Origin of the sequence: Xanthocytophaga agilis, from assembly GCF_030068605.1 — a bacterium.
Taxonomy (GTDB): Bacteria; Bacteroidota; Bacteroidia; order Cytophagales; family 172606-1; genus Xanthocytophaga; species Xanthocytophaga agilis.
On the sequence record NZ_JASJOU010000005.1, the window covers coordinates 282,536 to 306,072 of the forward strand.

At 37.7% G+C, this 23,537-nt stretch carries 16 protein-coding genes; 5 read left to right on the plus strand and 11 right to left on the minus strand.

Going from position 1 to position 23,537, the window contains the following annotated elements; all coding sequences use genetic code 11:
* Positions 1 to 85: 85 nt before the first annotated feature.
* Positions 86 to 3,496: a ThuA domain-containing protein gene (locus QNI22_RS16935; protein ID WP_314512381.1), complete on the minus strand. Its 3,411-nt coding sequence runs from the start codon at positions 3,494 to 3,496 to the stop codon at positions 86 to 88.
* Positions 3,497 to 3,778: 282 nt separating this feature from the next.
* A complete protein-coding gene (locus QNI22_RS16940; RefSeq protein WP_314512383.1) occupies positions 3,779 to 5,065 on the minus strand; it encodes a UDP-N-acetylmuramoyl-tripeptide--D-alanyl-D-alanine ligase in 1,287 nt (428 codons plus the stop codon).
* A 105-nt stretch (positions 5,066 to 5,170) separates the two neighbouring features.
* Here QNI22_RS16940 and QNI22_RS16945 point away from each other — a divergent pair, with 105 nt between their 5' ends.
* The 4 genes from QNI22_RS16945 (at position 5,171) to QNI22_RS16960 (ending at position 12,048) form a co-directional block, all read left to right on the plus strand.
* Positions 5,171 to 7,465, plus strand: a complete 2,295-nt coding sequence (locus tag QNI22_RS16945; RefSeq protein WP_314512385.1) for a T9SS type A sorting domain-containing protein — start codon at positions 5,171 to 5,173, stop codon at positions 7,463 to 7,465.
* A gap of 82 nt (positions 7,466 to 7,547) precedes the next feature.
* A complete protein-coding gene (locus QNI22_RS16950) occupies positions 7,548 to 8,630 on the plus strand; it encodes a hypothetical protein (protein WP_314512387.1) in 1,083 nt (360 codons plus the stop codon).
* A 44-nt stretch (positions 8,631 to 8,674) separates the two neighbouring features.
* Positions 8,675 to 11,161: a hypothetical protein gene (locus tag QNI22_RS16955; protein ID WP_314512389.1), complete on the plus strand. Its 2,487-nt coding sequence runs from the start codon at positions 8,675 to 8,677 to the stop codon at positions 11,159 to 11,161.
* A 74-nt stretch (positions 11,162 to 11,235) separates the two neighbouring features.
* On the plus strand, positions 11,236 to 12,048 hold the full coding sequence (locus tag QNI22_RS16960) for a hypothetical protein (RefSeq protein WP_314512390.1): 813 nt from the start codon (positions 11,236 to 11,238) through the stop codon (positions 12,046 to 12,048).
* An 89-nt stretch (positions 12,049 to 12,137) separates the two neighbouring features.
* Here the strand turns inward: QNI22_RS16960 and QNI22_RS16965 are convergent, their stop codons facing one another.
* The 7 genes from QNI22_RS16965 to QNI22_RS16995 form a co-directional block, all read right to left on the minus strand.
* Positions 12,138 to 12,557 carry a hypothetical protein gene (locus QNI22_RS16965; protein WP_313979404.1) on the minus strand — a complete coding sequence of 140 codons (420 nt, stop codon included), beginning with the start codon at positions 12,555 to 12,557 and terminating at the stop codon, positions 12,138 to 12,140.
* A 148-nt stretch (positions 12,558 to 12,705) separates the two neighbouring features.
* A complete protein-coding gene (locus tag QNI22_RS16970) occupies positions 12,706 to 13,575 on the minus strand; it encodes a carbon-nitrogen hydrolase (RefSeq protein ID WP_313979403.1) in 870 nt (289 codons plus the stop codon).
* A gap of 141 nt (positions 13,576 to 13,716) precedes the next feature.
* On the minus strand, positions 13,717 to 13,980 hold the full coding sequence (locus QNI22_RS16975) for a hypothetical protein (protein ID WP_314512393.1): 264 nt from the start codon (positions 13,978 to 13,980) through the stop codon (positions 13,717 to 13,719).
* Positions 13,981 to 14,332: 352 nt separating this feature from the next.
* Positions 14,333 to 14,818 carry a tetratricopeptide repeat protein gene (locus tag QNI22_RS16980; RefSeq protein WP_314512395.1) on the minus strand — a complete coding sequence of 162 codons (486 nt, stop codon included), beginning with the start codon at positions 14,816 to 14,818 and terminating at the stop codon, positions 14,333 to 14,335.
* Between the two features lie 275 nt (positions 14,819 to 15,093).
* Positions 15,094 to 16,671 carry an aldehyde dehydrogenase (NADP(+)) gene (locus tag QNI22_RS16985; protein ID WP_314512397.1) on the minus strand — a complete coding sequence of 526 codons (1,578 nt, stop codon included), beginning with the start codon at positions 16,669 to 16,671 and terminating at the stop codon, positions 15,094 to 15,096.
* A gap of 132 nt (positions 16,672 to 16,803) precedes the next feature.
* Entirely contained in the window at positions 16,804 to 17,586 is a 783-nt protein-coding gene (locus QNI22_RS16990; protein WP_314512399.1) for a class I SAM-dependent methyltransferase, read from the minus strand.
* An 81-nt stretch (positions 17,587 to 17,667) separates the two neighbouring features.
* Positions 17,668 to 18,462 carry a 2OG-Fe(II) oxygenase gene (locus QNI22_RS16995; protein ID WP_314512400.1) on the minus strand — a complete coding sequence of 265 codons (795 nt, stop codon included), beginning with the start codon at positions 18,460 to 18,462 and terminating at the stop codon, positions 17,668 to 17,670.
* 273 nt (positions 18,463 to 18,735) lie between these two features.
* Between QNI22_RS16995 and QNI22_RS17000 the strand changes: the two genes are divergently transcribed.
* On the plus strand, positions 18,736 to 19,986 hold the full coding sequence (locus QNI22_RS17000; RefSeq protein ID WP_314512402.1) for a GWxTD domain-containing protein: 1,251 nt from the start codon (positions 18,736 to 18,738) through the stop codon (positions 19,984 to 19,986).
* 74 nt (positions 19,987 to 20,060) lie between these two features.
* On the opposite strand, the gene rodA is transcribed toward QNI22_RS17000, so the two are convergent.
* On the minus strand, positions 20,061 to 21,356 hold the full coding sequence (gene rodA, locus QNI22_RS17005) for a rod shape-determining protein RodA (protein WP_314512403.1): 1,296 nt from the start codon (positions 21,354 to 21,356) through the stop codon (positions 20,061 to 20,063).
* Positions 21,357 to 21,393: 37 nt separating this feature from the next.
* A complete protein-coding gene (mrdA, locus tag QNI22_RS17010) occupies positions 21,394 to 23,355 on the minus strand; it encodes a penicillin-binding protein 2 (RefSeq protein ID WP_314512405.1) in 1,962 nt (653 codons plus the stop codon).
* Positions 23,356 to 23,537: the final 182 nt, after the last annotated feature.

Genomic DNA, 23,537 nt, shown 5'->3' on the forward strand with positions numbered 1-23,537 from the left:
ATAACAGGGCTACTATACATACAAAAATCGGTTTGCTCAGATATCATTCTGGTGCAAACCGATTTCCAAAAGTTACGAATGTTATCTATTTCAAACTCTGAAAGGATGCTTTTTTCTGGAAGGAAATTGTATCCAATGCAAATACACCCTGAGCTCCTGCTTTTTCATTCTTAAATACGAAGAAAAGTGAATGAACTCCTGTTGCAGTAGCAAATGGTATTTTGACATCTCCTGTAGCAGTTGCCGCGACTTCCCCTTGTCCGATTAACTTGCCATCAGGTGCATCCAGGTGTATTTCCAGTGTCCCACCTTTGGTATAAGCTGGATTACTAAAAACGGTTATAACCGCTCCTTCAATTCCTGTCAGATCTATGCCATTGTACATCAGGTAGCTATTGTGAGCAGTCCCTACAGCCAATTCGCTACCTGTAGGTGCTTTGTATTTCATGATTTCTTTAGATCCATCAAAATCAGCTGCTTTCATTTTTGCATTGCGCAATACAAGCGTCTTTTGTGCAGTAGCAGGTCCAATCTCACCTTTACCCTTGTCGGTATAAGAGGCAGTAAACAAATAGGTTCCATTTTTTCCATTTGTTTTGGTTACATATATTCCTTTTAGTGGATCACTTTTCTTTTCGTCTGCCAATGATAAAATATATTTTACCATGTCAGTAGCTTCATCTTTTGTCAGTTGAGGGTGTGCACTCATAGCTTGTTCACCCCATACACCACCTCCTCCTTTGATTACTTTATCTGCCAGTTGCGGTGCAATGCGCGATTTGCCTTTGTATTTTTTGGCAACATCTAAATAAGCTGGGCCTATAGACTTTTTGTCGATGGAATGACATGCTTTACAATCACTTAATTCAATAAGACGTTTCCCTGTAATAAAGCCTGTATTCATCTGATGACCTTGTGCAATCATTGTTTTGTCAAAGCCTTCCAGATAGTTAATATTCATAGCTACATCCTCTGTATGAATGGTTCCTTTGGTCAAATCTCCATCTTCCTTATCAGATACTTTTACTTCATAATCAACCGACTCATTATCCCAAAAGAAGGACTTATTTCCTTTTACTACAATATCTACGTGAGGTACTTCATTTCCAACTTTTACTTCTAGTTGTGTTGTAGCAACATTGCCTTTCGCATCTGTTACTTTCAGAAGAGGCTTATACACTCCTGGTTTCGCAAAGGTAAACGAAGGGTTAGGCAATTCACTTTTAGGAGCTCCTGGCGCAAAAGTCCATTCATATTTCAATGCATCATTGTCATAATCTACAGTTCCTTTGGAGGAAAAACTTACTGTTAGAGGAGCTGCTCCTGCTTTTTTTGAAACAGTAGCGACAACCGCAGGAGTACGATTACCTGCATTGTAGGTAATATGACTTAACATCGCTTCATCATTTTGAGCAAACCAGTTGGGTCCATATTCCAGAGTATATAAAGAACCATCCTTGGCAAATTGCATATCAATGACATGGCTGAATTTTGTATTTGGTAGAAAACGTTCCATACTCACAAAGTCTCCCTGTTCATTCATGGTCACAGACATAACCCAATCACGCATCCAATCGTAAGCAAAGAACTTACCGGCATAGTAAGCAGGGAACTTCACATTAGAATCCTGATAATCTTCGGGATAGTATACAGGACCTGCCATTGCATTACGCCCCCCCTTACCCACAATGGGAAAGTCTGGCGATTCAGCGTAAGGATACCAGATAAAGGCCTTTTGTGCAGGAGGCAATTGGTTTACGCCTGTATTATGGGGTGAATTATTAATCGGATGCAGAGGGTCAAACCACTCACCCGAACTACTATCTGCGTAATTAAAATGACGATACGGTTTGTTATCGCCAATAAAGTAAGGATAGCCAAAGAAACCTGCTTTGCGAGCCTGATTTACTTCATCATAGCCACGAGGGCCTTGTCTTTCACTGTCTTCACCTGCGTCAGGTCCTACCTCTCCCCAGTACAGATAGCCTGTATGTTGATCTATTGATATCCGGTAAGGGTTACGATTTCCCATCACATATACTTCTGGACGGGCTTTGGGAGTACCTTTGGGAAATAAGTTTCCTTCCGGAATAGAATAGGTGCCATCTTCGTTCACTTTAATCCGCAGAATTTTACCACGAAGATCATTACTATTAGCTGATGTATACTGTCCGTCCCAACCTTCACGTCCCTGCCGTTCATCCAATGGGGCATAGCCTTTTTGTGTAAATGGATTGGTGTCATCTCCTGTAGACAAGTACAAGTTACCTTGTTTATCAAATGCAATGGATCCTCCTGTATGACAACAATCTGTCCGTTTTACCGGGACTTTCATAATTACCTGTTCTGTACTCAGTAAGATAGTGTCTTTCACTGGATCAAATTTAAACCGAACCAAACGATTGGCTGTATCAGGAGCCACATCATAAGAGTAATACATATATACCCATTGGTTCTGATTAAAATTAGGATCTATGTTTAAACCCATTAAACCATATTCAAACTTTTTGTATACAGGAATAGTAGCAACCAGTTTGGTCTTTTGCGTTTTGGGATTGTAAAGTTTTACTGCACCTTTCCGCTCTGTAAATAATACCTTTCCATTATCTAATACAGCTAACTCGGTAGGCTCATCCAACTTGCTGGACAGATTGATCTTATTAAACCGGTTTTCTTCGGGAACCCTCATACTTTTGGCTTTCTTGTAGTCGATTGTCTGCCCTTCTGTTACATACTGAATCCCTCCCCACAAATGCTTCAGGAATAGATCTTCAGTAAAGGTTTCATTGGTGTGACCGAAGTTAGTGTAGAAGACTTTACCTCCATCGAAAGCATGATACCAGGACATAGGATGGAAATCACCCATTTTGCCATCTTTGTACGTTTTCTCGTCAACAGTAATCAGAGGTTTAACCAGATCTTTCTGATAGGATTTAAAATCATAAAACTCGTCTGTACGATCAAACTGTTCAGGTAAGTCTTTTGTAGACGGATGGTTTTTGTCTACAACATGCATTGTTCCTTTCTGCACATTGGGATTTCCTGGGTGAGAGGCAAACTGAGCCCCTACCAACTTATTGTACCAGGGCCAGTCATATTCTGTATCTGTAGCCGCATGAATGCCAACAAATCCGCCTCCGGACTGAATATATCTTTCAAAGTCAGCCTGCTGGTTATTGTCCAATACATCTCCGGTAGTACTCAGGAAGATGACTGCCCGATATTGTTTCAGATTTTTTTCGTTGATTTTGCTTGCATCTTCTGTAGTATCTACAGCAAATCCCTTTTCCTTTCCCAGCTTAATAATGGCCAGCTTACCTGCTGGAATAGAAGCATGTCGAAAACCTTTTGTTCTGGAAAAGACCAGTAATTTCATAGGTTTTGCAGCAGAGGCTGTTTTCGTTTGTGGCTTGGTTTGCGCATACGTCTGAAGATTGAGTATCACAAAAACACCCATCCACACTATCGTTCGGCAGGTTTGTAAGACTTGAAACATGAGAATAGATTATTTAAAGCGTATACAATTATAAATGTTAATCTGACACGTAGACTAACAGGCTCCTAATTTACACTAAACACTTCTCTAAAACAATCTAATTTTTTATTGAAAAAGTCACAAAGAAATATTGGTATCTCTCCTGATATGAATTACACTTTTTCGTTGAAAAAATATTTTTACTATAACCAATGAAGCAATCCGATTTCGTAAGGCCCATATAATAAAAAAGCCTCCACAAACTAGTAATCTGTAGAGGCGACCAAGATGTTTCAGTATTTTTTACAAGAACTGTACAACTGTCTCCATTGCCATACTGCGAGAACCTTTAATTAGAAAGTGAGTATTTTCAAACTTATAATCCATCAACCAGTTATTCAATGAAAACTTGTCGATAAAGTAATAAGCGTCTGGGGCGCCAACAATGGCATTTTGCATCAGCTTTCCACATAAAAGTATTTTATCAAACTTTCCCTTCCCTGCTACTTCTCCTATATGTAAATGTTCCTGAGCACTTTCTTCACCCAACTCAGCCATGTCTCCCAGTATGACAATCTTATGATCAGCTTTTAATGCAGCGAAATATTCCAAAGATGCCTGCATGGATGTTGGATTGGCATTATATGCATCCAACAATATAGTATTGGAGCCTTTCTGGAGTACCTGTGAACGGTTATTTTGTGAAATATACCCACTGATTGCCTCATTAGCTAAGGGTAGTGGCACTCCAAAATATTTTCCGATACATAAGGCTGCTGCGATGTTTTCAAAATTATGCTTTCCCGGAAGATGTGTTCTTACAATTTCACCATCTTCGTCCTGATACACTACATTAGGAGCAAACTCCAGCAACTGGCAATGCAGAAAATCATCAGCAGAGGGATACATTACAGCCTGAAGACTACGATTTGCCAGCATTTCCTGCAGAATAGTGTTCTGTGAGTTAGCGAAGATAGTTCCGGAATGGGTTTTGAAATAATCATATAACTCACCTTCTCCCTGCTTCACACCTTCCAATCCGCCAAATCCTTCCAGATGTGCTTTTCCAATGTTAGTTATCAGGCCATGTGTAGGTTCACAGATAGTGGTCAGTTCGTTGATATCTCCAATCTGATTAGAGCCCATTTCCAGTACTACAATCTCAGTATCTTTGGGAATTGATAACAGTGTTAAGGGAAGCCCTATGTAATTATTCAGATTGCCTTGTGTTGCATAAACACTATATTTCTTGGCTAGCACCCGTTGAATAAGTTCTTTTGTAGTAGTTTTTCCATTTGAACCTGTCATAGCGATGATAGGCACAGATAGTTGCTGTCGATGGTAACGGGCTAACTCCTGTAATGCTTTTAAGGCATTATCAACCAGAATGTATCGATCATTTAGTGCATACTGATCTTCATCAACCACTGCAAATTTTGCACCTTTGGAGATCGCATCAGCAGCAAATGTGTTACCATTAAAATTACCGCCTTTCAATGCGAAAAAGAGAGAGTCTGGCGTTATCTTTCGGGTATCAGTTGAAACAGCATTACATTGTAAATACTTTTGATATAAAGTTTCTATATTCATTTCTGCAATAAGAATGTCAGTGGAAAAACACTAATGAGTGCTCAAAAATACAAGATCGTATTTTTTGGGACAAATTTCTTTTTAAAGGCTAGCACACAATAGAATATGCATCGTTTCTACATAATAGTATTTTATCTTTTCAATAAGATCTCAGCTGGTTTTAATTTATATACCTTGCTCATACCTATATTTTTCTTTTTAGGTTTCTCTTCGAGAGCCATCTCTCAAACAATACGCTTTCAACTGGACACTTCCATCCCTGTAGTAAATTCAGAGTCAGATACATTACTAAATGCATGGGCAGGAGGGATAAACTCACCTCAATACAATCGAATAAAATTAAACAATGACCCGATAGAAGACCTTGTTGTTTTTGATAGAGCAACCTATAAGGTACATACTTTTATTGCGGAGCCACATAACAATAGTTACAGATGGAAATATGCGCCTTATTATGAAACACAATTTCCAGGTATCCGTAACTGGATGTTGCTTGTCGATTATGACCATGATGGGCAGCGAGATTTATTTACCTACACAGAATTTGGCGTCCAGGTTTTCAGAAATACATCTGCCAACGGACAACTAAACTGGACTTTGGTAACGGATTTATTAATGACAGAAAGTTCATCTGGTGAAATAAATTTATCGGTATTAGGAACAGATATACCTGTGATCCTGGATATTGATAATGATGGTGATGTAGATCTCATCGCTGGCGATGGGATAGGCCATGTAGTATATTATTACCAAAATCAGAGTATGGAACGAACAGGATCTCCCAACAGCTTGGATTTCAAAACAATAAGTCGTTGTTGGGGGGCATTCCGAAGTACAGAAGTTTGTGGACAGTTTACTTTTGATATAACCTGTGGAGATGAAGACTTACGTTTTTCTAGTCAAAAAGTAGAACATGCGGGTACAGCTCTGCTGGCACTGGATTTAAACAATGATGGACTAAAAGAACTATTATTTTCAGCTGTCTCTTGCTATCCATTATATCAGCTAACCAATACAGGTACATTACAGAAAGCGCAGATGAGTAGCTTTACATCCTCTTTTCCAGCATCCCGACCTATCAGTTTTTTATTTCCAGCTGCATTCTACGAAGATCTCAACTTTGATGGAGTAAAAGATCTTATCGCAGCTCCCAATGTTGAAGCCAATAGTGGCAATCTGCAAAACTTTAATCACTCAAGCTGGCGATACACCAACACAGGCACTGATTCAAATCCTACCCTTATTTTCTCAGAAGATAACTTCTTACAAAATACAATGATAGATTTGGGGGAAATGACATCTCCTGCTCTCAGTGATTATGATGCAGATGGAGATCTAGATTTATTTATTGGTAATGCAGGAACACCTGATGGAAATGGTAAGCTTTTAGGTTCTATCTACTTGTATGAAAATATCGGTAGCAAAACCCAAGCAATCTTCCAACTGAAAACCTCCGACTATCAAACCCTATCTTCGTTAAAGTCCTCCAACCTCAAGCCTTTTTTTCTCGACTGGAATCGGGATGGTGCCACCGACTTGGTGCTTATGAATACAGCCAGTACACAAACTGCCTTCAACATTTACCTCAACCAGACAACCGCCGGAAAACCATACCAGCTTTCATCAGAGATTTCACAAGTTATCTCATTTAGTTTGTTGCAAAGTGATTATGTACCTTGTTTTTATGATTTCGATGGGGATGGTGACTGGGATATGCTACTTGGAAAAAGCCTGGGAGAACTAGAATATTACCAAAACACTGGTTCTAACTCGTCACCAGTGTTTACAATTAAGAACTTTGCATTTGCACAAAATCCACTGGACATCTTTGATCGCAGTGAGGCACCGTTGATAACGGACTGGGATGGAGATGGAAAACCAGATCTTTTATCAGCTTATCGTAATGTATCCAGTGCTCCTTATGGGGGACGTATTGTAGCCTTTCCTAGTATTAGTACAAATGATGATGCCACTTTTACACCACAGGCAAATACTATTTTCAATCAATTTCTAAATGAATATGATACCATTCCCCTACCTGCATATATTACCCCAGCGGCAGGAGATCTGAATGGCGATGGTTTACCTGAGTTAGTATTGGGAACTGGTGGTGGTGGAGTACTGATATTAAAAAACACCAGCATCAAAGGAGATGGAAAATCAGATGATGGTATTCGTTTAGGTCCTAATCCTGTCAGTGACATTGTTTATATTACTACAGAGAAGGATAGTGAAGTAAGTGTATATAACCTACTTGGCAAACGGTTAATGGATAAAAAGAAAACCCAGGCTAATGCCGAGTTGCCTATCAATGTCAATTCATGGGCAACGGGCATGTATATCCTTAAAATTACAAATAGCGATGGAACAAAGGTTCGTAAGATGATTGTGGCAAGATAATCTCTCAGAAAAGTCTGTTCCAGCTATTCTTATCTAGTACAGAAATAAGTATATTTCGAGGATTATTTAGCTACTTATCCTCTTGCAAAGAACTATACTTCTGCTGCTTTTAACAAGCACGTTTTTATTTAACTGCAAATCCAAAAATATCACAATATCCAGAGCATTCTACTACTGGCAAACTCATTTTGATATCAATGAGGAAGAGCAGAAATATATAGATTCGCTCCATGTCAGGAAGTTGTATGTTCGTTTTTTTGATGTGAGTTATAATCCGGTTAAAGGAGCCGTTCCAATAGCAGATTTATATAATGGAATAGAATATTATTCCTTATACAAGCAGTGTGATACTGTTCCTGCAATTCTGGATTCTTTATCTCTGGAGATTGTGCCTACTGTTTTTATTACAAACTTCACGTTTGAAAAATTAACATTACAAGATATACCTGCATTAGCAGGAAAGGTTAGTAATAAACTTGATCAAATGATCACAGAAAATACTAACAATCGGTATCCTAAAACTTTCAAGGAAATCCAGTTTGATTGTGACTGGACTCAATCGACCAAAGAAAAATTCTTTCTTTTTCTAAAAGAATTTAAGCGCAACACTCCGAAATATCGTATTTCTGCAACCATCCGTTTGTATCAATATAAATACTTTGAAAAAGCAGGTGTTCCACCAGTAGACAGGGGAATGTTGATGGTATATAATTTAACTGATCTGCATAAACTAAAAGAGCAAAATTCTATTTTAGATATAGAGGAAGCCAAACAATACCTTACTCATACAGAGTATCCTTTGTCTTTGGATATAGCTCTTCCTATTTTTTCATGGGGTATTATCTTTAGGAATAACAAATATGTTGATATTGATCGCAATATAAATAGCTCAAAAGCAGAACAATGTTTATTTCTCAAAAAGAATACATCCAATCAGTTTACTGTCACTACAGATACTGTGTATAACAATATTTATCTCAGAGAAGGAGATATACTTAAGATTGAAGATATTTCTTCCTCTCAGCTAGAAGAGATTACAAAGTTTTTAAAGCCATTGTCAGCAAAGACCGATCTAACAGTTACATTCTTTCATCTGGATGAAGAATTGCTTCACAAGTACAAAATCCAGGATCTGGAAAAAATCTATAGAGGCTTTCACAAATAGGTAAGAAGTAAAATAAGTAGATAGTAATACATTCGTATAAGATCATGATATCTATAGTCAAGAATTTTTGGGGTAGTGCATTTAAAGTATTTTTACTCCTTTTACTAAGCTTCTTTGCTGAATCTATTGCATTTGCTTGTGGGTGGTATCCGGAAGCAGAGACGTATCGGTTTGTTTTGTTTAATCCACAACTAGCCAATCGCCGATACGAACCTTTTTATTTCACATCCTACTTCCTGTACGATTATGAAAACCTGGAAAACCGTGAAATTTCTAATCGAAGCAATATCGATGAGTGGATAAAATACACACAATTTAAAGGCAGCCATCATGCAGTCGACTATATTCTGAATTATGTGACTCCAGAAGACTTTACAGAAAACATGGCTTTACCTCAAGGAAAGATGTTTGCTGGCAATCCGTTTATTGAACATTTAATCAGAACTAAAAACCAAGCAACACTCCAATACCTACAATTTGCCAAAAACTGCGAAGTGGTAAACAGCATATATAACGAAGACCCCTGGAGCCGACAAAAAACAAATGATACAAAAGAATATCAGGAGTTGATCTCTTCAGGAGAAAAATTGTACTCTCAGACCAAACAACCATTTCTCCAATTCAGATATGGATTTCAATTAGTACGATTAGCACGCTATATGGGTGATTATACGTTAGGTAAGCAACTATATAAAAAATATATCGAACCCTATCCCTCTCAAAGCATTGTTTACTATTGGGCAATGTGGCATTATGCAGAAATGCACGAGGATAAAGTTTACCAGAATTATCTGGTTTCCCAAGTTTTTGACAATGCACATGACAAAAAGGTAGTAGCATGGCAATTTTTTAATCGTTCACATACACAGGAATCACTGAAATACGCAAAAACTAATCACGAGAGGGCAACCATTCTACTAATGAATGAACTTTACAATCCTGGTCGTTCTTTATCTGTTATTAAACAGATCTATACTATAGATCCTACCTCTGATGCATTGGAGACTTTACTGATTCGGGAAATTAATAAACTGGAGGATTGGATTTTAACTCCCCGATACACAGAGTTTGACCCCGCTGTTAACTACAGAAATCAAAATCTGTACGACTATACACCTCAAGAGAGAAATGCATATACCTTAAAGAATTATAAAAAAGATATGATCTATCTTGCTGAGGTATTATCATTTATTGAGCATACTTCCACAAATAAAATTCACAATCCTGCATTATGGAATGTTATGGCAGGATACCTCGCCTATATGAATAATCAGTTTGATAAATCTTCAAATTATCTACATCAAGCATTGAAAGCAAAGGGTCTTACCAAGCGTATTGAAGCACAGGCTCATCTGATAAAGATTGTGGCTGAATTAAATCCACAACAACCTACACGACAAACAGATGCGACGTTATTGGCCGAATTAGAATGGTTAGAGAAAAATAAGATGGAGTTGTATCATTATAAAGGCAGCTTCAGCCGATTGATGATGGCATTAACAAATCGATATTGGGAAGCGGGTGATATTGTGAGAGCTACCTTATGCCATTCAAAAATTTTTGATTATGTCCGATTTGAGCATAATTTCAATAGTGAGAAAGATTCTATTTCAGATAGATATTATGACAGACTACCTAGCACGAATGCTGAAGGAATGAACTATTATAGTTCGTATCTTTTCTTTTTAGATCAGAAAGCAACTCCTTCTGACATAGAAAAACTACTAAGTTTCCTTGATAAGAATCCTAAATCAAAGCTGGAGTCCTATCTGGCCAAAGATTTATTGAAAGAAAAAGATCGTATTACAGACCTGCTTGGAATTAAATATTTACGAGAGAATAAACTTTACGAAGCTCGTGATGCTTTTAAAAAGGTTAGTAAAGAATTTTGGGTATCCGACAAAGAATCTTACAAAGTATATTTGAAGGCAAATCCGTTTTATACTAATTTTTATCAGGTTGATTCTTCTTCATCAACACATACTTCTTCATTTACAAAGTTCTCATTAACGGATAGCCTGATTCATATTATAGAACGTGCAGAAAATCCAAAAGAGTCCAATCGGGCAAAATGGTATTTCTTAGCCGCTAATTGTTATCTAAATATGAGTTACTGGGGTAACTCCTGGATTATGACCCGACATTGGTGGAGTAGAAATGAAGTATCTGACTATTCTTATGCTGAACATCCTTATAGTACTTATCCTGACAATGCAAATTACTATGGATGTGAACGCGCTATGAATTTTTACTTGAAAGCACAAGGATTTGCAAAAGATAAAAGCCAGAAGGCGCTTTGTTTGCGAATGGCAGGCAGATGTAAATTCTATAGTCTATTATATACAAATCAATTTTATGAAACGATATATGATTATAAGAAAGGCAGAGAAGTAAAAAATCCCTATTACACAACCAACCGTTATTATGAACAATTGCAAAGACAGTATCCTGATTTTTATGAGGAGTTGATGTTTCAATGTACTTCATTTGATACCTACTATACTTCTTTGTTGTATCCAAAAACTCCTTAACAATATAATTATGTACTATTATCGGTGCTTACTATTCAGTACATTGCAAGCATTGTTTATTCTAGTTAGATCCTATGATTTCATTTGAAGAATATCTTACTGGTAAAAAAATAGATTCTGCAGCCTTTCAAAACAAGGAAACTAAACGTTGGGAAGAGTATAAAACCATTTTTGAGCAAGTGCACCCGGAAAGTTTTACTACTCAAAAAAAATTTGTAATCAACGACTTACGCCGTCAGTATCATTTAAAGGAGTTAACTATACAAACAGATACTGCCACTGAGAAGAAATCGGGTACCAAACCTGTAATAAAACCTGCTGTTTCCAAGCCAGCAGAAAATAAAATCATTGAAACAGAAATACTAGTGACTAAGCCTGTTACTGATGAAGACAATGCTTTTGAAAAATCGGCAGATACATCTGTTAAGAAACCTTCCAAACCAGTAATGCGTCCTGTTGTAAAGAAGGTAGAATCAGAAACAAATGACAATACTAAAGATGATAAAAGCATTGAAGTACCAGAAGAAAAGCCTTTGGCATCAGAGACAGTTTCTCAGAAACCAGTCAGACCAGTTATTAAGCCTGTACTAAAGAAACCCGTATCTGATGTATCAGAATCAGAGAGTTCTGCAGAAAACACTCAATTACCCGAAGCAGAAAAAGTTGAAAGCATACTACCCAAGCCTGCAAAACCTGTAATTAGGCCTGTTATCAAAAAATCTCCAGCACCTTCAGAAGAAACAACGCAGGATCAGGAAATCAATATATCATCTGTCACTTCTGAAAATGCAGATAATCCATTACCTGCACAGGAAAGTACACCTAAAAAACCTGCCAGGCCGATTATTAAACCTGTTATAAAAAAGAAAGACGAGAATTCGCAGTAAAAAAGCAATCCCCAAAACATAATGAATGTCTTGGGGATTACTTTTATTTATATAGTTAGTAGGTAATAGTATTATCTAACACACTAATATTAAGAGTTTTCAAATACCTTTGGATCACTATTATCTTGTGAATGATCATTGGCAAGATCTTCGGGTGTCACCTGAGTATTGGTATTTTTCTTGTTAATCCCATGTACATTCTGCAAAAACTTATCAATATCCGGATTGGCATAGGTGCCAAAAGCATCTACCAAAGCCCCCTTTACTCCATCATCCGTTTCAATCGCATACAGAATAGTCATATCCCCTGGATCTGAAGTACCCTCAAAACGAAAGAAGTTTACAATCTTTATTTGTTCAGGCTGATATGCTTTATCTGAACCGACAATTTTCAACACATCATCTTCTACCTTAAAGTTAGTAGTAAAGCCTTTTGCCTGCAAGTCATTGGTACAGGCCGTTAGTGGGCTTAAGGTATGTTCTAATTTAGGTGAGTTTTCTGAAAGCATAGTTTATGATATTTGTTTAGGAAAACACGATAAATAACTATGCCACTAAAGGTTATATCTTAATCTCTAGCTTTATTATCCAACTCTTTCTTTCACAATCTACTACATAGAAAATATAAACCCCACTCTTCAGTGGGGTTTACAAAATTTAATCTGCATCAATATATCGCTTTGTTACAGGGGCGTATGAGTCAATCCGGCGGTCACGCATAAATGGCCAGTGAGTACGATAATAATCTGTTTTAGATAAGTTGATCTCATGTACATGGATTTCCTCTTTATCATGAGGCGCCTGATACAATACGCGGCCAAATGGATTAGCTACAAACGAACCACCCCAGAATTCCATTCCAGCTTCGCTTCCTGTTCTATTCACAGAAATCACATGTATGCCATTTGCTACAGCATGGCTACGTTGGATGGTCTGCCATGCACCATACTGCTCGTCATTAGTTGCCTGATCCTGAGTGCCTGCCCAGCCAATAGCTGTAGGATAAAATAACATTTCAGCACCCATCAGAGAGGTAATACGAGCTGCTTCCGGGTACCACTGATCCCAGCAAACCAATACGCCAATCTTTGCATACTTTGTATCGAATACCTTATAGCCAAGATCACCTGGAGTAAAGTAAAACTTCTCATAATAACCAGGATCATCTGGAATATGCATTTTGCGATATTTACCTAAATAGGTACCATCTGCATCTATTACTGCCGCTGTATTATGGTATAAACCTTCTGCACGTTTTTCAAACAATGAAGCAATGATTACAACATTCAATTCTTTTGCCAGTTCGCCAAGTTCCTGAGTTGAAGGGCCGGGTATAGCCTCTGCCAACAGAAAATTGTTATAATCTTCCACATCGCAAAAGTATAAAGACCGAAACAACTCTTGTAAACATATAATTTGAGCTCCCTGTGCGGCAGTCTCACGAATGCGTGCTGTCGTCTTCTGCATGTTCTCAAGAGGATCAGCGCTACAAGTTGTTTGGATCAAGCCAACTTTGACAATTTTCATTTTTTATAAGAAGTTATGATGTTTCCGATTATCAATATTTTACAACTATCAATAACCGAATTATTAAAAACAAAATTCAAAAATACTATCTTTTTTAAGAAAAAACCCGATACCTTCTGGATTAGGTATCGGGTTCGGCAATTAAATTTTTCTTTGAGGCACAGGTCTGTTATGTGTTTCTCTATCAACAGGAGGTCTATCTACCAGCCAGTCATCAAGTCCGTGACCGCTAGGAGGATCAAAGGTTGGAAAAACAGCATCCACAGGCGTACCGCCATCATCATCGTTATGGGGTGGAAAATAGCTTCTTCGTAAGGCACGAAATAACACCCATGTAAACGCAACGAAACATATAATGAACAACAATAAAAACTTGAGCATCATAATCACCGTCCTCCGCGACATTGAATAAGAGAAAATGTCAGAACTCTGTTTCAGGGGATCTCAAAAAATGTAAGACTGTAGGATAGTATACAGACCAATTGGTTTTATTGAAAAAGCCTGATAATACAGATTTATTTTATGAATGAAATTTATGAAAAATCTTATTGGATTTCAATAACAAAAGTCATAAAAAGTTTTGACACTGCCTATTATTTTAACTTAATTATCAGTAAGTTGACCTTAGTGCTCTGCATTTCGCCTTATTATAGTAGCCTGTATCTATAAACTTTTCCAACTTTTGATTTTGTCGCCTTTTATATTCTATAAATTTCTGTTCCAGCAATAGTATAAAGGCGATCAGATGCTCTACTTCTTATAATGTTGTTTTATACTCACAACGTTCTATATTTCTCTTACAGTCCTCAATAAAATCATTACTGAGAGACAAACGGATAGCTTGTTTGTAACAGGAAATGGCTGACTCATAATTACCCTGAAGCTCATTAATGATACCCAGACGATTATGTACAGATGGCTTATCTACTGAAGAAACATGCAATGCCTTTTGCATTAATTCCAAGGCTTCGTCAAATCTTTCCAGATCGGTAAGTAAATACACATAATTCCAGTAGGCATGAGGATAATTGGGGGCATATTTTAAACACATTTTGTAGTGCATCTCTGCTCGTTCATATTCATCTAATTGTGTTTTATAAAGCCAACCCAGCGAGTTATGTGCTCTACAGGATTGGGGATCTTCGGAAAGCATTTCTTCCAGTTTATGTATAGCCTCTACAAAGTCGCCATTTTTAATTGCTTGTTCACCTTCCAGGTATAATTCTTCTAAACGAGATGTCATTGAGTTAATAAATTAATTTCTTCTTATTAGTTACTAATTAAAGTCGTGATGAGAATGCCTACTCAGATACTAAAAAATAGTATTTTTATCTGGTTGCTAAAGTGGTAAACGTTTAAACGAAAAAAACAGACAGTTCAGTTCCCTACACTAATAGCATTTTTGAGTATCCTAGTTAATACAATATACCAATTGTTTGTAATCTATTTGTGTCATCTTATTGCATAAGTATACATAGGCATACCTCACCAATATATTCTTCACTGGTTTACATATAATTATTTTTTATATTCTCCATTAACCATACGCCATATACTAAGAGGATTGCTGTCCTGTAACGCCTCTGGTAAAAGAAATTGAGGCAGATCCTGAAAACTTACCGGACGCACAAACCGATAGATAGCATTTGTTCCCACAGAAGTACTACGCGAATCTGTGGTAGCAGGGAAAGGGCCACCATGTGTCATGGCATGTGTTACCTCTACACCTGTTGGATATCCATTTATAATAAGCCTTCCCACTTTTTGTGTTAAAATATCTATTAGTTCAGCATATTCTCTCAGATCATTCTCTGTTCCATGAATAGTTGTGGTAAGGTGTCCCTGCAGACTTTCTGCCAGTTTCAATACTTCTTCCTTTGACTGGGCTTGAACATGAAGAGAGGATGGTCCGAATACTTCTTCCAGTAATGCAGGATTCTCAATCGCAGCCTGTGCTGTAGTTTCCAACAAGTAAGAGGATACTTCTGTATCAGATGTATGAGGTAAACTACCTGCCAGGACATTAACATCAGGATTCATACTTAGAAGTTCGATCCCCTTCTGATAGGTATTTTTGATAACCGCAGTAAGCATAACGCCGCTTGGAGAACTTTCAACAGAGCTGGTGAGTAGTTCAATAAAAGCTTCACTTTCACTGGAACTCTCAGTCACAATCACTCCAGGGTTGGTACAAAACTGTCCTACTCCTAACGTAATAGATCCTGTCAAACCTGATACAAGGTTCTGTTTTTTCTGTGCCAGAGCTTCAGGCAGTATAAATACAGGATTTGTGCTGCCCATTTCTGCATATACAGGAATAGGAGTATTTCTCCGTACGGCTGCATCGTATATAGCCTTTCCTCCTCTGAAAGATCCAGTAAAGCCAACTGCTTGAATTAGTGGATGTGTTACTAAGGCCATTCCCGGTTCATGTGTGAGTCCATGTACCATCGAAAATACACCATCAGGTAACTGACAAGCCTTGGCTGCTTTCAGAATGGCTGTAGCAACTAGCTCACAAGTAGCAGGATGGGCAGGGTGAGCTTTAAAAACAACAGGGCAACCTGCCGCTAATGCAGATACCGTATCTCCACCTGCCACAGAAAATGCTAATGGAAAGTTACTGGCTCCAAATACGGCTACAGGTCCAAGGGGCACTTCCATCTGACGAATGTCCGGTTTGGGCAGAGGTGTACGATCTGGCTGAGCCAGATCAATTCGTGCATTTACCCAGGAACCTTCTTTCAATAGATTTGCAAACAGCTGAAGTTGTCCAACAGTACGACCACGTTCACCTTGCAGACGAGTTATCGGTAAGGCTGTTTCCAATGAAGCTGTGTCGAGTAATACATCCCCTATTTCCACTATTTCTTCAGCAATCTTTTCCAGAAACTGTGCCTTTTGTTTATCACTCAGGCGTCTGTAAGTCTTAAAGGCTTCATGCGCTTTGTGAACTGCCAGATCTACTTCATTTTTAGTCGCCTCATGAAATATAGGTGATAAGGCTTCATTATTTCTGGGATTAATACCTGTAAAGGTTTGTTTTCCTTGCTGAGAGTATTCGTATCCGATAAGTTGCTGGCCTGTCAACGACATAGGTATAAGGATTTGGTAATGATTTGTAAAACAAGTGTTTTTGTCTGCAAAATATAAAACCTCTCATTTAGTGAGAGGTTTTTATGCTAGTAAAATATAGTTGTATGTTCTATTTTTAGATTCAATAGTTCACTAACAATTACATTTTTCTGCTACATAAAAGAAATCCAGACAGGTCTCAATATTATCATCCAGGAAATAATCGGTATACTGGATTTCATTTACTAATCCTGTATTACTATCCATCAATTTTTTCCGGTTCATTCGATTTAGAATATCATATGGAATTTGCAGTAGTGCTCTAGGTAAACGGTATTGCAGATTCAGAATATCATATTTTGTGATTTTCTCTACTGCCTTTTTGTTTTGCTCCATATAAGTCTCTACCTTCTCATTTCCTTGCACTCCAAACGTCTGCAATTTTGTAAAGTACTTTTTCATGAGGGAAATTAACTCCTGTGCCTTATATTCCCGAACATGCCAGGGATTACGAGTTAGCGAACGTTTGATATTAGGAGTTGTAATGATAAGCTTACCTTCTGGTTTTAACACCCGGTGTAATTCCTTCACAAACAGGTTATCATCCTCAATGTGTTCTATTACCTGAAAAGCTACTACGGTGTCATAACTTTCGGTAGGTATCTTTTGTAACGGAGGAACATTCTGACCAATAAATAACGCATTGGGATATGTTTGACGCAATTGTTCTATCAACTGTTCATTTTTATCAATCCCGGTATATTTGTCACAAGCCTCAGATAAAATAGCAATACCTCTGCCTACACCACAACCTACTTCCAGCAACTGGCCTTTAGTAATATTGGTTGCTTCATAATACGCAAACAACAAACGTTGATGTATCGGGTTATCCGATATAATTTCGTGTGAGGTTATCTCTGTTGTACTAAAAGACATTCGTTTTTGTTTTTTATAATTTGCAGTGTATAACTACCTGATAAAAGTCCTCTCTTCAAAAAACAACTGCCAGATATAAATCTAGAACTTCACGCCTGCCCTTTTCAATTGGCCTTTGATAAAGTTTTTAAGCGTTTCTTTTGTATTGGTGCCTACTTTCTTCAATGTACTATCTCCCGGTTTAGGCTTAAAGATAGTATCATGGTATTTATTCAGGATTGTAGGATCTGTGATAGGAGTATAGAAATAAGTATAGAACGATTTTCTTGTTTCTCCTGGAGGCAATGTAATTTTTGAATATCCATGATAAGAAATCTCACTGGTTTCAAAAATCAATACCCGATTCAGTATAGGCATTACAACCTTTTCCATCTTGGTCATATCTGCATTCCACATTTCCATTCCTCCACCATATTCATCTTTCCAGTTTTTATTTAGATAGACCAGAAAATTCAAACGGCGATATACATTCTTTACATGGTGTATGTTAAAGTCAACATGTATATCCAGAAAGCTTCCATCGCTACCCTGATGTAAACCAGTACCCAGACTATCGTCAGTTACAAATACACCTTTGATTCCTGTTACTTTCTCCATCCATTGAGCGAATTCCGGGGACATGATCTCGTTGCGAACCTGAGTAAAGATGGGATCAAAATCAGAAAAGTTAGATCCTTCAGACTTATTTTCATTCATTCCTTTCCAGTGCTTGGTCAATTTCTCTACTGAAGGAAAATTTTCATATAGCTTATCAGCTACTTCTTGGCGAAAGAAATTATCAAGAACCAGATGTTTATATGGCTTACTAGTCTGAAATTCAGCAGCTAGTTGTTCTACTTTAGCTGCATCTGTATAAATTGGATTAATCAGTTCCATAAGTGAAAATAGGCCCGTCGATAAATGGTTAATTGAACTAACTATAGTAGAAATCAAGAACGATGGTATCACAAAAATAAACTAATGCTTAATTTCGTTTTTAACAAGGTATTATTTTTGCGAATGTTTATCAATGTGTTTGTGAAAACTCATTACTTTTAGAATATACTTTTACAAAAGTAATCATTTTTATACAACACTGAGATTTTCAGTTTGAAAAGATACTATTTTGATTGCAGCCTGTTCTGTCTATAAATTACATATACAATTACAATGAAACTATATTATTTTTTTCTTGGTGCAGCACTATTAGTAGCTGGTTGTTCACGGCCTCCTGCATCCAAGCCTGTCAGTAATCCTAATAAACCCATTGTAACAGAAGAAATTTCACTTATACCAAAAACCAAAACATTGGTTCAGGATACTGCTATCAGGGTGTTTGTCGAAGCACAAATATTGGGTAACTACCAGTCTATGACACCTCAACGGTTTGTCAGTGATTTTATTTTCAATTATGCTATTCTACCAGATTATAGTAGTCGGGACATATTACAACGCAAAAATGTTCGTCTGACAGTTGATGATCTTACCAAGTTAGAAGACAACCGTTTTTTGTTTTCATTTACGGTTCCCAAGTTGCAAGTACCTACAGCACTTCTTCTACTGGAAATCAATAATCTGACAGCATCCAAAAAGGTACTACATGATGTTCCGTTAAAATTTACTTCCACCCGTTTGAGTGATACCTATGGCATATTCGATCAATATGGTGAATATCCGATGATTCGCAACTTTGCTACACAAACAGATACACTTCAGATTGCAGATCTGAACCATACTAAACGTTCAATGGTGGTAACACATTATAGTCATGATTTTGAACCTGCGCCTTCTCCTATGGGAAGTGCGGCCAAGAATGTTCCTAAAACGTTAGAACCTGATACTTTATTTACTGTCTCTACCAATCAATCCTTTACCCTCCCAAAACCTGGCTTATACTTCTTTCAGGAAGACACCAGCCAAAATTCAGGAGTTAGTATCTGGATAGGTGACAAGCGTTATCCAAGATACACCCATCCCCAGGATTTGGTAGAACCACTTATTTATATCAGTACTAAGAACGAACTGAAAGAATTACAAACAACAACTATACCTAAGAAAACACTTGATACTTATTGGTTGCGTCTGACAAGTAATAGTGAAACTCGTGCCAAGCGAAGTATTAGAGCTTACTATCGTCGTGTAGCAACAGCAAATAGATTATTCTCCAGTTACAAAGAAGGCTGGAAAACAGATATGGGTATGATATACATTGTGTTAGGCCAGCCAGACCAGGTGACCCGACTAAAAGACAAAGAAGTATGGACGTATACTCAGAATGCCAATTTCTCAGAGATAAACTTTACATTCATGCGTCGTCCAAATGCATTTACAGAAGAAGCATATGAGTTAGTACGTTATGTAGAATATGAGCCTATCTGGTATCCGGTTGTTGAAGAATGGAGAAAAGGTGTTGTAGAATAAGAGGATGTCAGATATAAAAATAAAAAGGGTGTGTATATGATACACACCCTTTTTATTTTTATCTACTATCATTATTAAAGTCGGCTTAACACCTCAATACGATGAGAATCTAGTTTTAAGAAGATCCAGAGTAAAATTGTAAAAGACCACAAAGATGATCCACCATAGCTAAAGAACGGAAGAGGAATCCCAATTACAGGAAGCAATCCAATAGCCATTCCAAGATTTACAGCAAAGTGGAAAAAGATGATACAGGCAACACAATACCCGTAAATACGGGAAAAACGATCACGTTGACGTTCTGCAAGTGCAATAATACGACAAAGCAGCCCTATCATTAAAATAAAAACGATCAACCCACCAATCCATCCCTGCTCTTCACCAATAGTAGCAAAAATAAAGTCGGTACTTTGCTCTGGCACAAAGTCAAATTTTGTTTGTGTACCATTTAAAAACCCTTTTCCCCAGAAGCCTCCCGAACCAATAGCAATCTTGGATTGAAGTACCTGCCAGCCAATTTTTTTCTGGTCAACTGTCTCAGGTTTTAATAAAACCATAATTCTATCTCGCTGGTGAGCTTGCAATACGTTAAACATAAAGAAACCAACCAACTCAATCATTGCACTTACAAAAGCTCCCCCTCCAATAGACATAAGTATGTTTCGGGGGCTCTTCCAACGCAGATTAAGAATTACCAATCCTATAATAACCCAGACTGCAATGTGAAGATATACGTGTTCTATTATTAATGATAAGATAACAATGACCGCAGCAATGATAGGAAGTATCAATACCCAGGGAGTAAGGCCTTCTCTATATAGAACCAGGATAAAAGCTCCAAAGACAAGAGCAGACCCTGTATCATTTTGCTTTAATATTAATATTGCCGGAATGCCTATGATAGCGCCACAGACGAGTTGAGTCCGAGTATCATCAAATTTTATTTCATTATCACCCAGATATTTTGCCAGAGTAAGTGCTGTAACAAATTTGGCAAACTCTGAAGGTTGTATCCGAATACTCCCTATTTCAAACCAGGCTTTTGCGCCATGCACATCATGAGCCAAAAAGATTACACCAACCAATGCAACTAAAATTATCCCATACAGAATAAAGGCAAAAGCTTCAAAGAACTTGAAGTCCACAATCATGATCAGGAGTATCAAAACAAAGGAGGAGCCAATCCAGATAAGTTGCTTTCCAGAATTTATCCCAAAGTCAAAAATACTTTGGTGAAGTTCGGGATCATAAACAGCAGCAAAAATGTTGAACCAACCCGCTATTACACAAGCTGCATACAAGGCAACTGTAAGCCAGTCGAGCTTACCTGTTGATAGTTCCTGTCCAGGCCTGGGCTGAGCATAAAGCATAATTTTTTTCTGAATAGTAAATTGTTGATGAAATAAATTAGTTCTTCTCTGTGGCTGACTTAGTGCGATTACTTACAATAATAGGCTTGTTTTGTTTACTGGTATCTGGTTTTGGGAAACCAGGAAGTGTAGGTTTAGGCTTGGAGCCTGTACTATCCTTTTTAATAGCTTTAGGATCAATTTTAGGCTTAGGCATATAATTACGCAACTTGAAATCTTTTTCCAGTAAAGTTCTGTCTACATGCCCTTTCAAATATTTTTCTACAATTAAACTGGCGATAGGTGCAGCAGCAAATCCACCGAAGCCTGCATTCTCAACATAAACAGCCAATGCTATTTTAGGATTTTCTTTTGGAGCAAAGGCCACAAACACGGAATGGTCCTTCTCGCCTTTTTTATTCTGTGAAGTTCCGGTCTTTCCACACATAACAATATCTGGAATACGTGCTTTAGACCACACAGTTCCCCGTTTTACTGCATCTTCCATCCCATCAATCACTGTTTGAAAATGCTCCGGTTTGATACTTGTATGGTGTTTTTCCTGATATTGAGGAAGAGGCGCTCCATTCTTACCTATACGTTTGATCAGGTGTGGTGTATAATAATAACCCCGATTAGCCATGATAGCAGCAAGATTAGCCATCTGAATTGGTACCACGTTTAGCTCTCCTTCCCCAATACTTACTGAATAAAAGTTTGAGAACTGCCAGCGAGATTTTCCATAGGAGCGGTTGTATATAGCAGTATCAGGTATGAATCCTCGTTTTACGTTCGGCATATCTACCTCTAGCTTTGTCCCAAATCCAAACGTTTTTACATGTTTATTCCACTCCATCAAACCAATCGGAGCATCTCTCCAATTATTACCACTACTTTGTGCGTAGATAATACGTCGGTACACATTGTAAAAATAAGGGTTACAGGACCACTCAATAGCATTGTGTAAGTCATTATGTCCACTTGGATGGCTATGGCATTTCATTGGTACTTTGATACAGGCAAACTGAGACTGAGGATCGATTACACCTTCTTCAAGGGCAACTAGTGATTGCACTAGCTTAAAGATAGATCCAGGCCGATATACAGCCTGGATAGGCCTGTTGTACATTGGTAAGTAGGGGTTCTTTTGCAACTCACTGAAGTTCTTTCCAAACAAACGTCCTACTAATAGATTTGGATCATAGCTAGGAGCTGATACCATAGTGAGAATCTCTCCTGTAGAAGGTTCTATAGCAACAATACTCCCAATCTTATTAGTCATTAAGCTATCGGCATACCGCTGAAGATCCAAATCAATAGATGAAATCAAATTTTCGCCAGCAACAGCAGATGTATCAAATGTGCCTTCTTTAAAAGACCCTTTCTCAACTCCATTCACATTCACCATTACATAACGAACACCTCGTTGCCCACGTAATTGTTCTTCATAATACGACTCTACACCTGAAATACCGATGTAGTCACCTTGTCTGTAGTAATTCTGATTTTCGAGGCGTTTCTCACTAATCTCTCCTATATAGCCAAGTGCATTGGCGAGGGTAGGTTGAGGATACTTTCGGACAGCACGTGAAGTATAAAAGAATCCAGGATAATTAATCAGACGATCCTGAATATGAGCAAACTCATTTACAGATAATTGTTTCAAAAAAACAGTAGGTCGCCCTCTAGCATATTTAGATCGTGTTGCAATAGTCATTACCGAATCAAAATACTGCCGTGTAACTCCCATTGTATTACAAAAGCTCACTGTGTCATCAATCCTGGCTTTTTTGGGAATTACAGAAATATCATATACCGATTCATTGATTACAATCAGTTTTCCATTCCTATCCAGAATCTGGCCTCTATGTGGATAGACAATTACCCTCCGAATGGCATTATCATCGGCTTGTGCTTTATAATTATCATCAACAACCTGTAAATAAAAAAGTCGTACTAAATAAACAATACCAACAAGTATAAAAATACCTTGTATTACAAATCTTCTGGAATCTTTCATGAATGTAATTTACTACATCGCTCAGTTTGAGGAACTATTATAAAAACGAATCCAAGCCTACAGAAGTGCCAGACTCTGAGTTTATATTTTTAAGGACGCCAAATTTAGGATTCTTGTAAGGGCTTAACTGCAAAATTAGAAAATTACAACGTAGTAGTAACACAATTTGTTGCACAAATGAT

Excerpts from the sequence above, each read along its gene's own strand:
- QNI22_RS16945 (WP_314512385.1), top strand. The coding sequence starts at position 5,171 with ATGCATCGTTTCTACATAATAGTATTTTATCTTTTCAATAAGATCTCA.
- rodA (WP_314512403.1), bottom strand. The coding sequence starts at position 21,356 with ATGCTTTATGCTCAGCCCAGGCCTGGACAGGAACTATCAACAGGTAAG.
- QNI22_RS16975 (WP_314512393.1), bottom strand. The coding sequence starts at position 13,980 with ATGTCGCGGAGGACGGTGATTATGATGCTCAAGTTTTTATTGTTGTTC.
- QNI22_RS16970 (WP_313979403.1), bottom strand. The coding sequence starts at position 13,575 with ATGAAAATTGTCAAAGTTGGCTTGATCCAAACAACTTGTAGCGCTGAT.
- QNI22_RS16995 (WP_314512400.1), bottom strand. The coding sequence starts at position 18,462 with ATGGAACTGATTAATCCAATTTATACAGATGCAGCTAAAGTAGAACAA.
- mrdA (WP_314512405.1), bottom strand. The coding sequence starts at position 23,355 with ATGAAAGATTCCAGAAGATTTGTAATACAAGGTATTTTTATACTTGTT.
- QNI22_RS16965 (WP_313979404.1), bottom strand. The coding sequence starts at position 12,557 with ATGCTTTCAGAAAACTCACCTAAATTAGAACATACCTTAAGCCCACTA.
- QNI22_RS16990 (WP_314512399.1), bottom strand. The coding sequence starts at position 17,586 with ATGTCTTTTAGTACAACAGAGATAACCTCACACGAAATTATATCGGAT.
- QNI22_RS16935 (WP_314512381.1), bottom strand. The coding sequence starts at position 3,496 with ATGTTTCAAGTCTTACAAACCTGCCGAACGATAGTGTGGATGGGTGTT.
- QNI22_RS16980 (WP_314512395.1), bottom strand. The coding sequence starts at position 14,818 with ATGACATCTCGTTTAGAAGAATTATACCTGGAAGGTGAACAAGCAATT.
- QNI22_RS17000 (WP_314512402.1), top strand. The coding sequence starts at position 18,736 with ATGAAACTATATTATTTTTTTCTTGGTGCAGCACTATTAGTAGCTGGT.
- QNI22_RS16960 (WP_314512390.1), top strand. The coding sequence starts at position 11,236 with ATGATTTCATTTGAAGAATATCTTACTGGTAAAAAAATAGATTCTGCA.
- QNI22_RS16955 (WP_314512389.1), top strand. The coding sequence starts at position 8,675 with ATGATATCTATAGTCAAGAATTTTTGGGGTAGTGCATTTAAAGTATTT.
- QNI22_RS16985 (WP_314512397.1), bottom strand. The coding sequence starts at position 16,671 with ATGTCGTTGACAGGCCAGCAACTTATCGGATACGAATACTCTCAGCAA.
- QNI22_RS16940 (WP_314512383.1), bottom strand. The coding sequence starts at position 5,065 with ATGAATATAGAAACTTTATATCAAAAGTATTTACAATGTAATGCTGTT.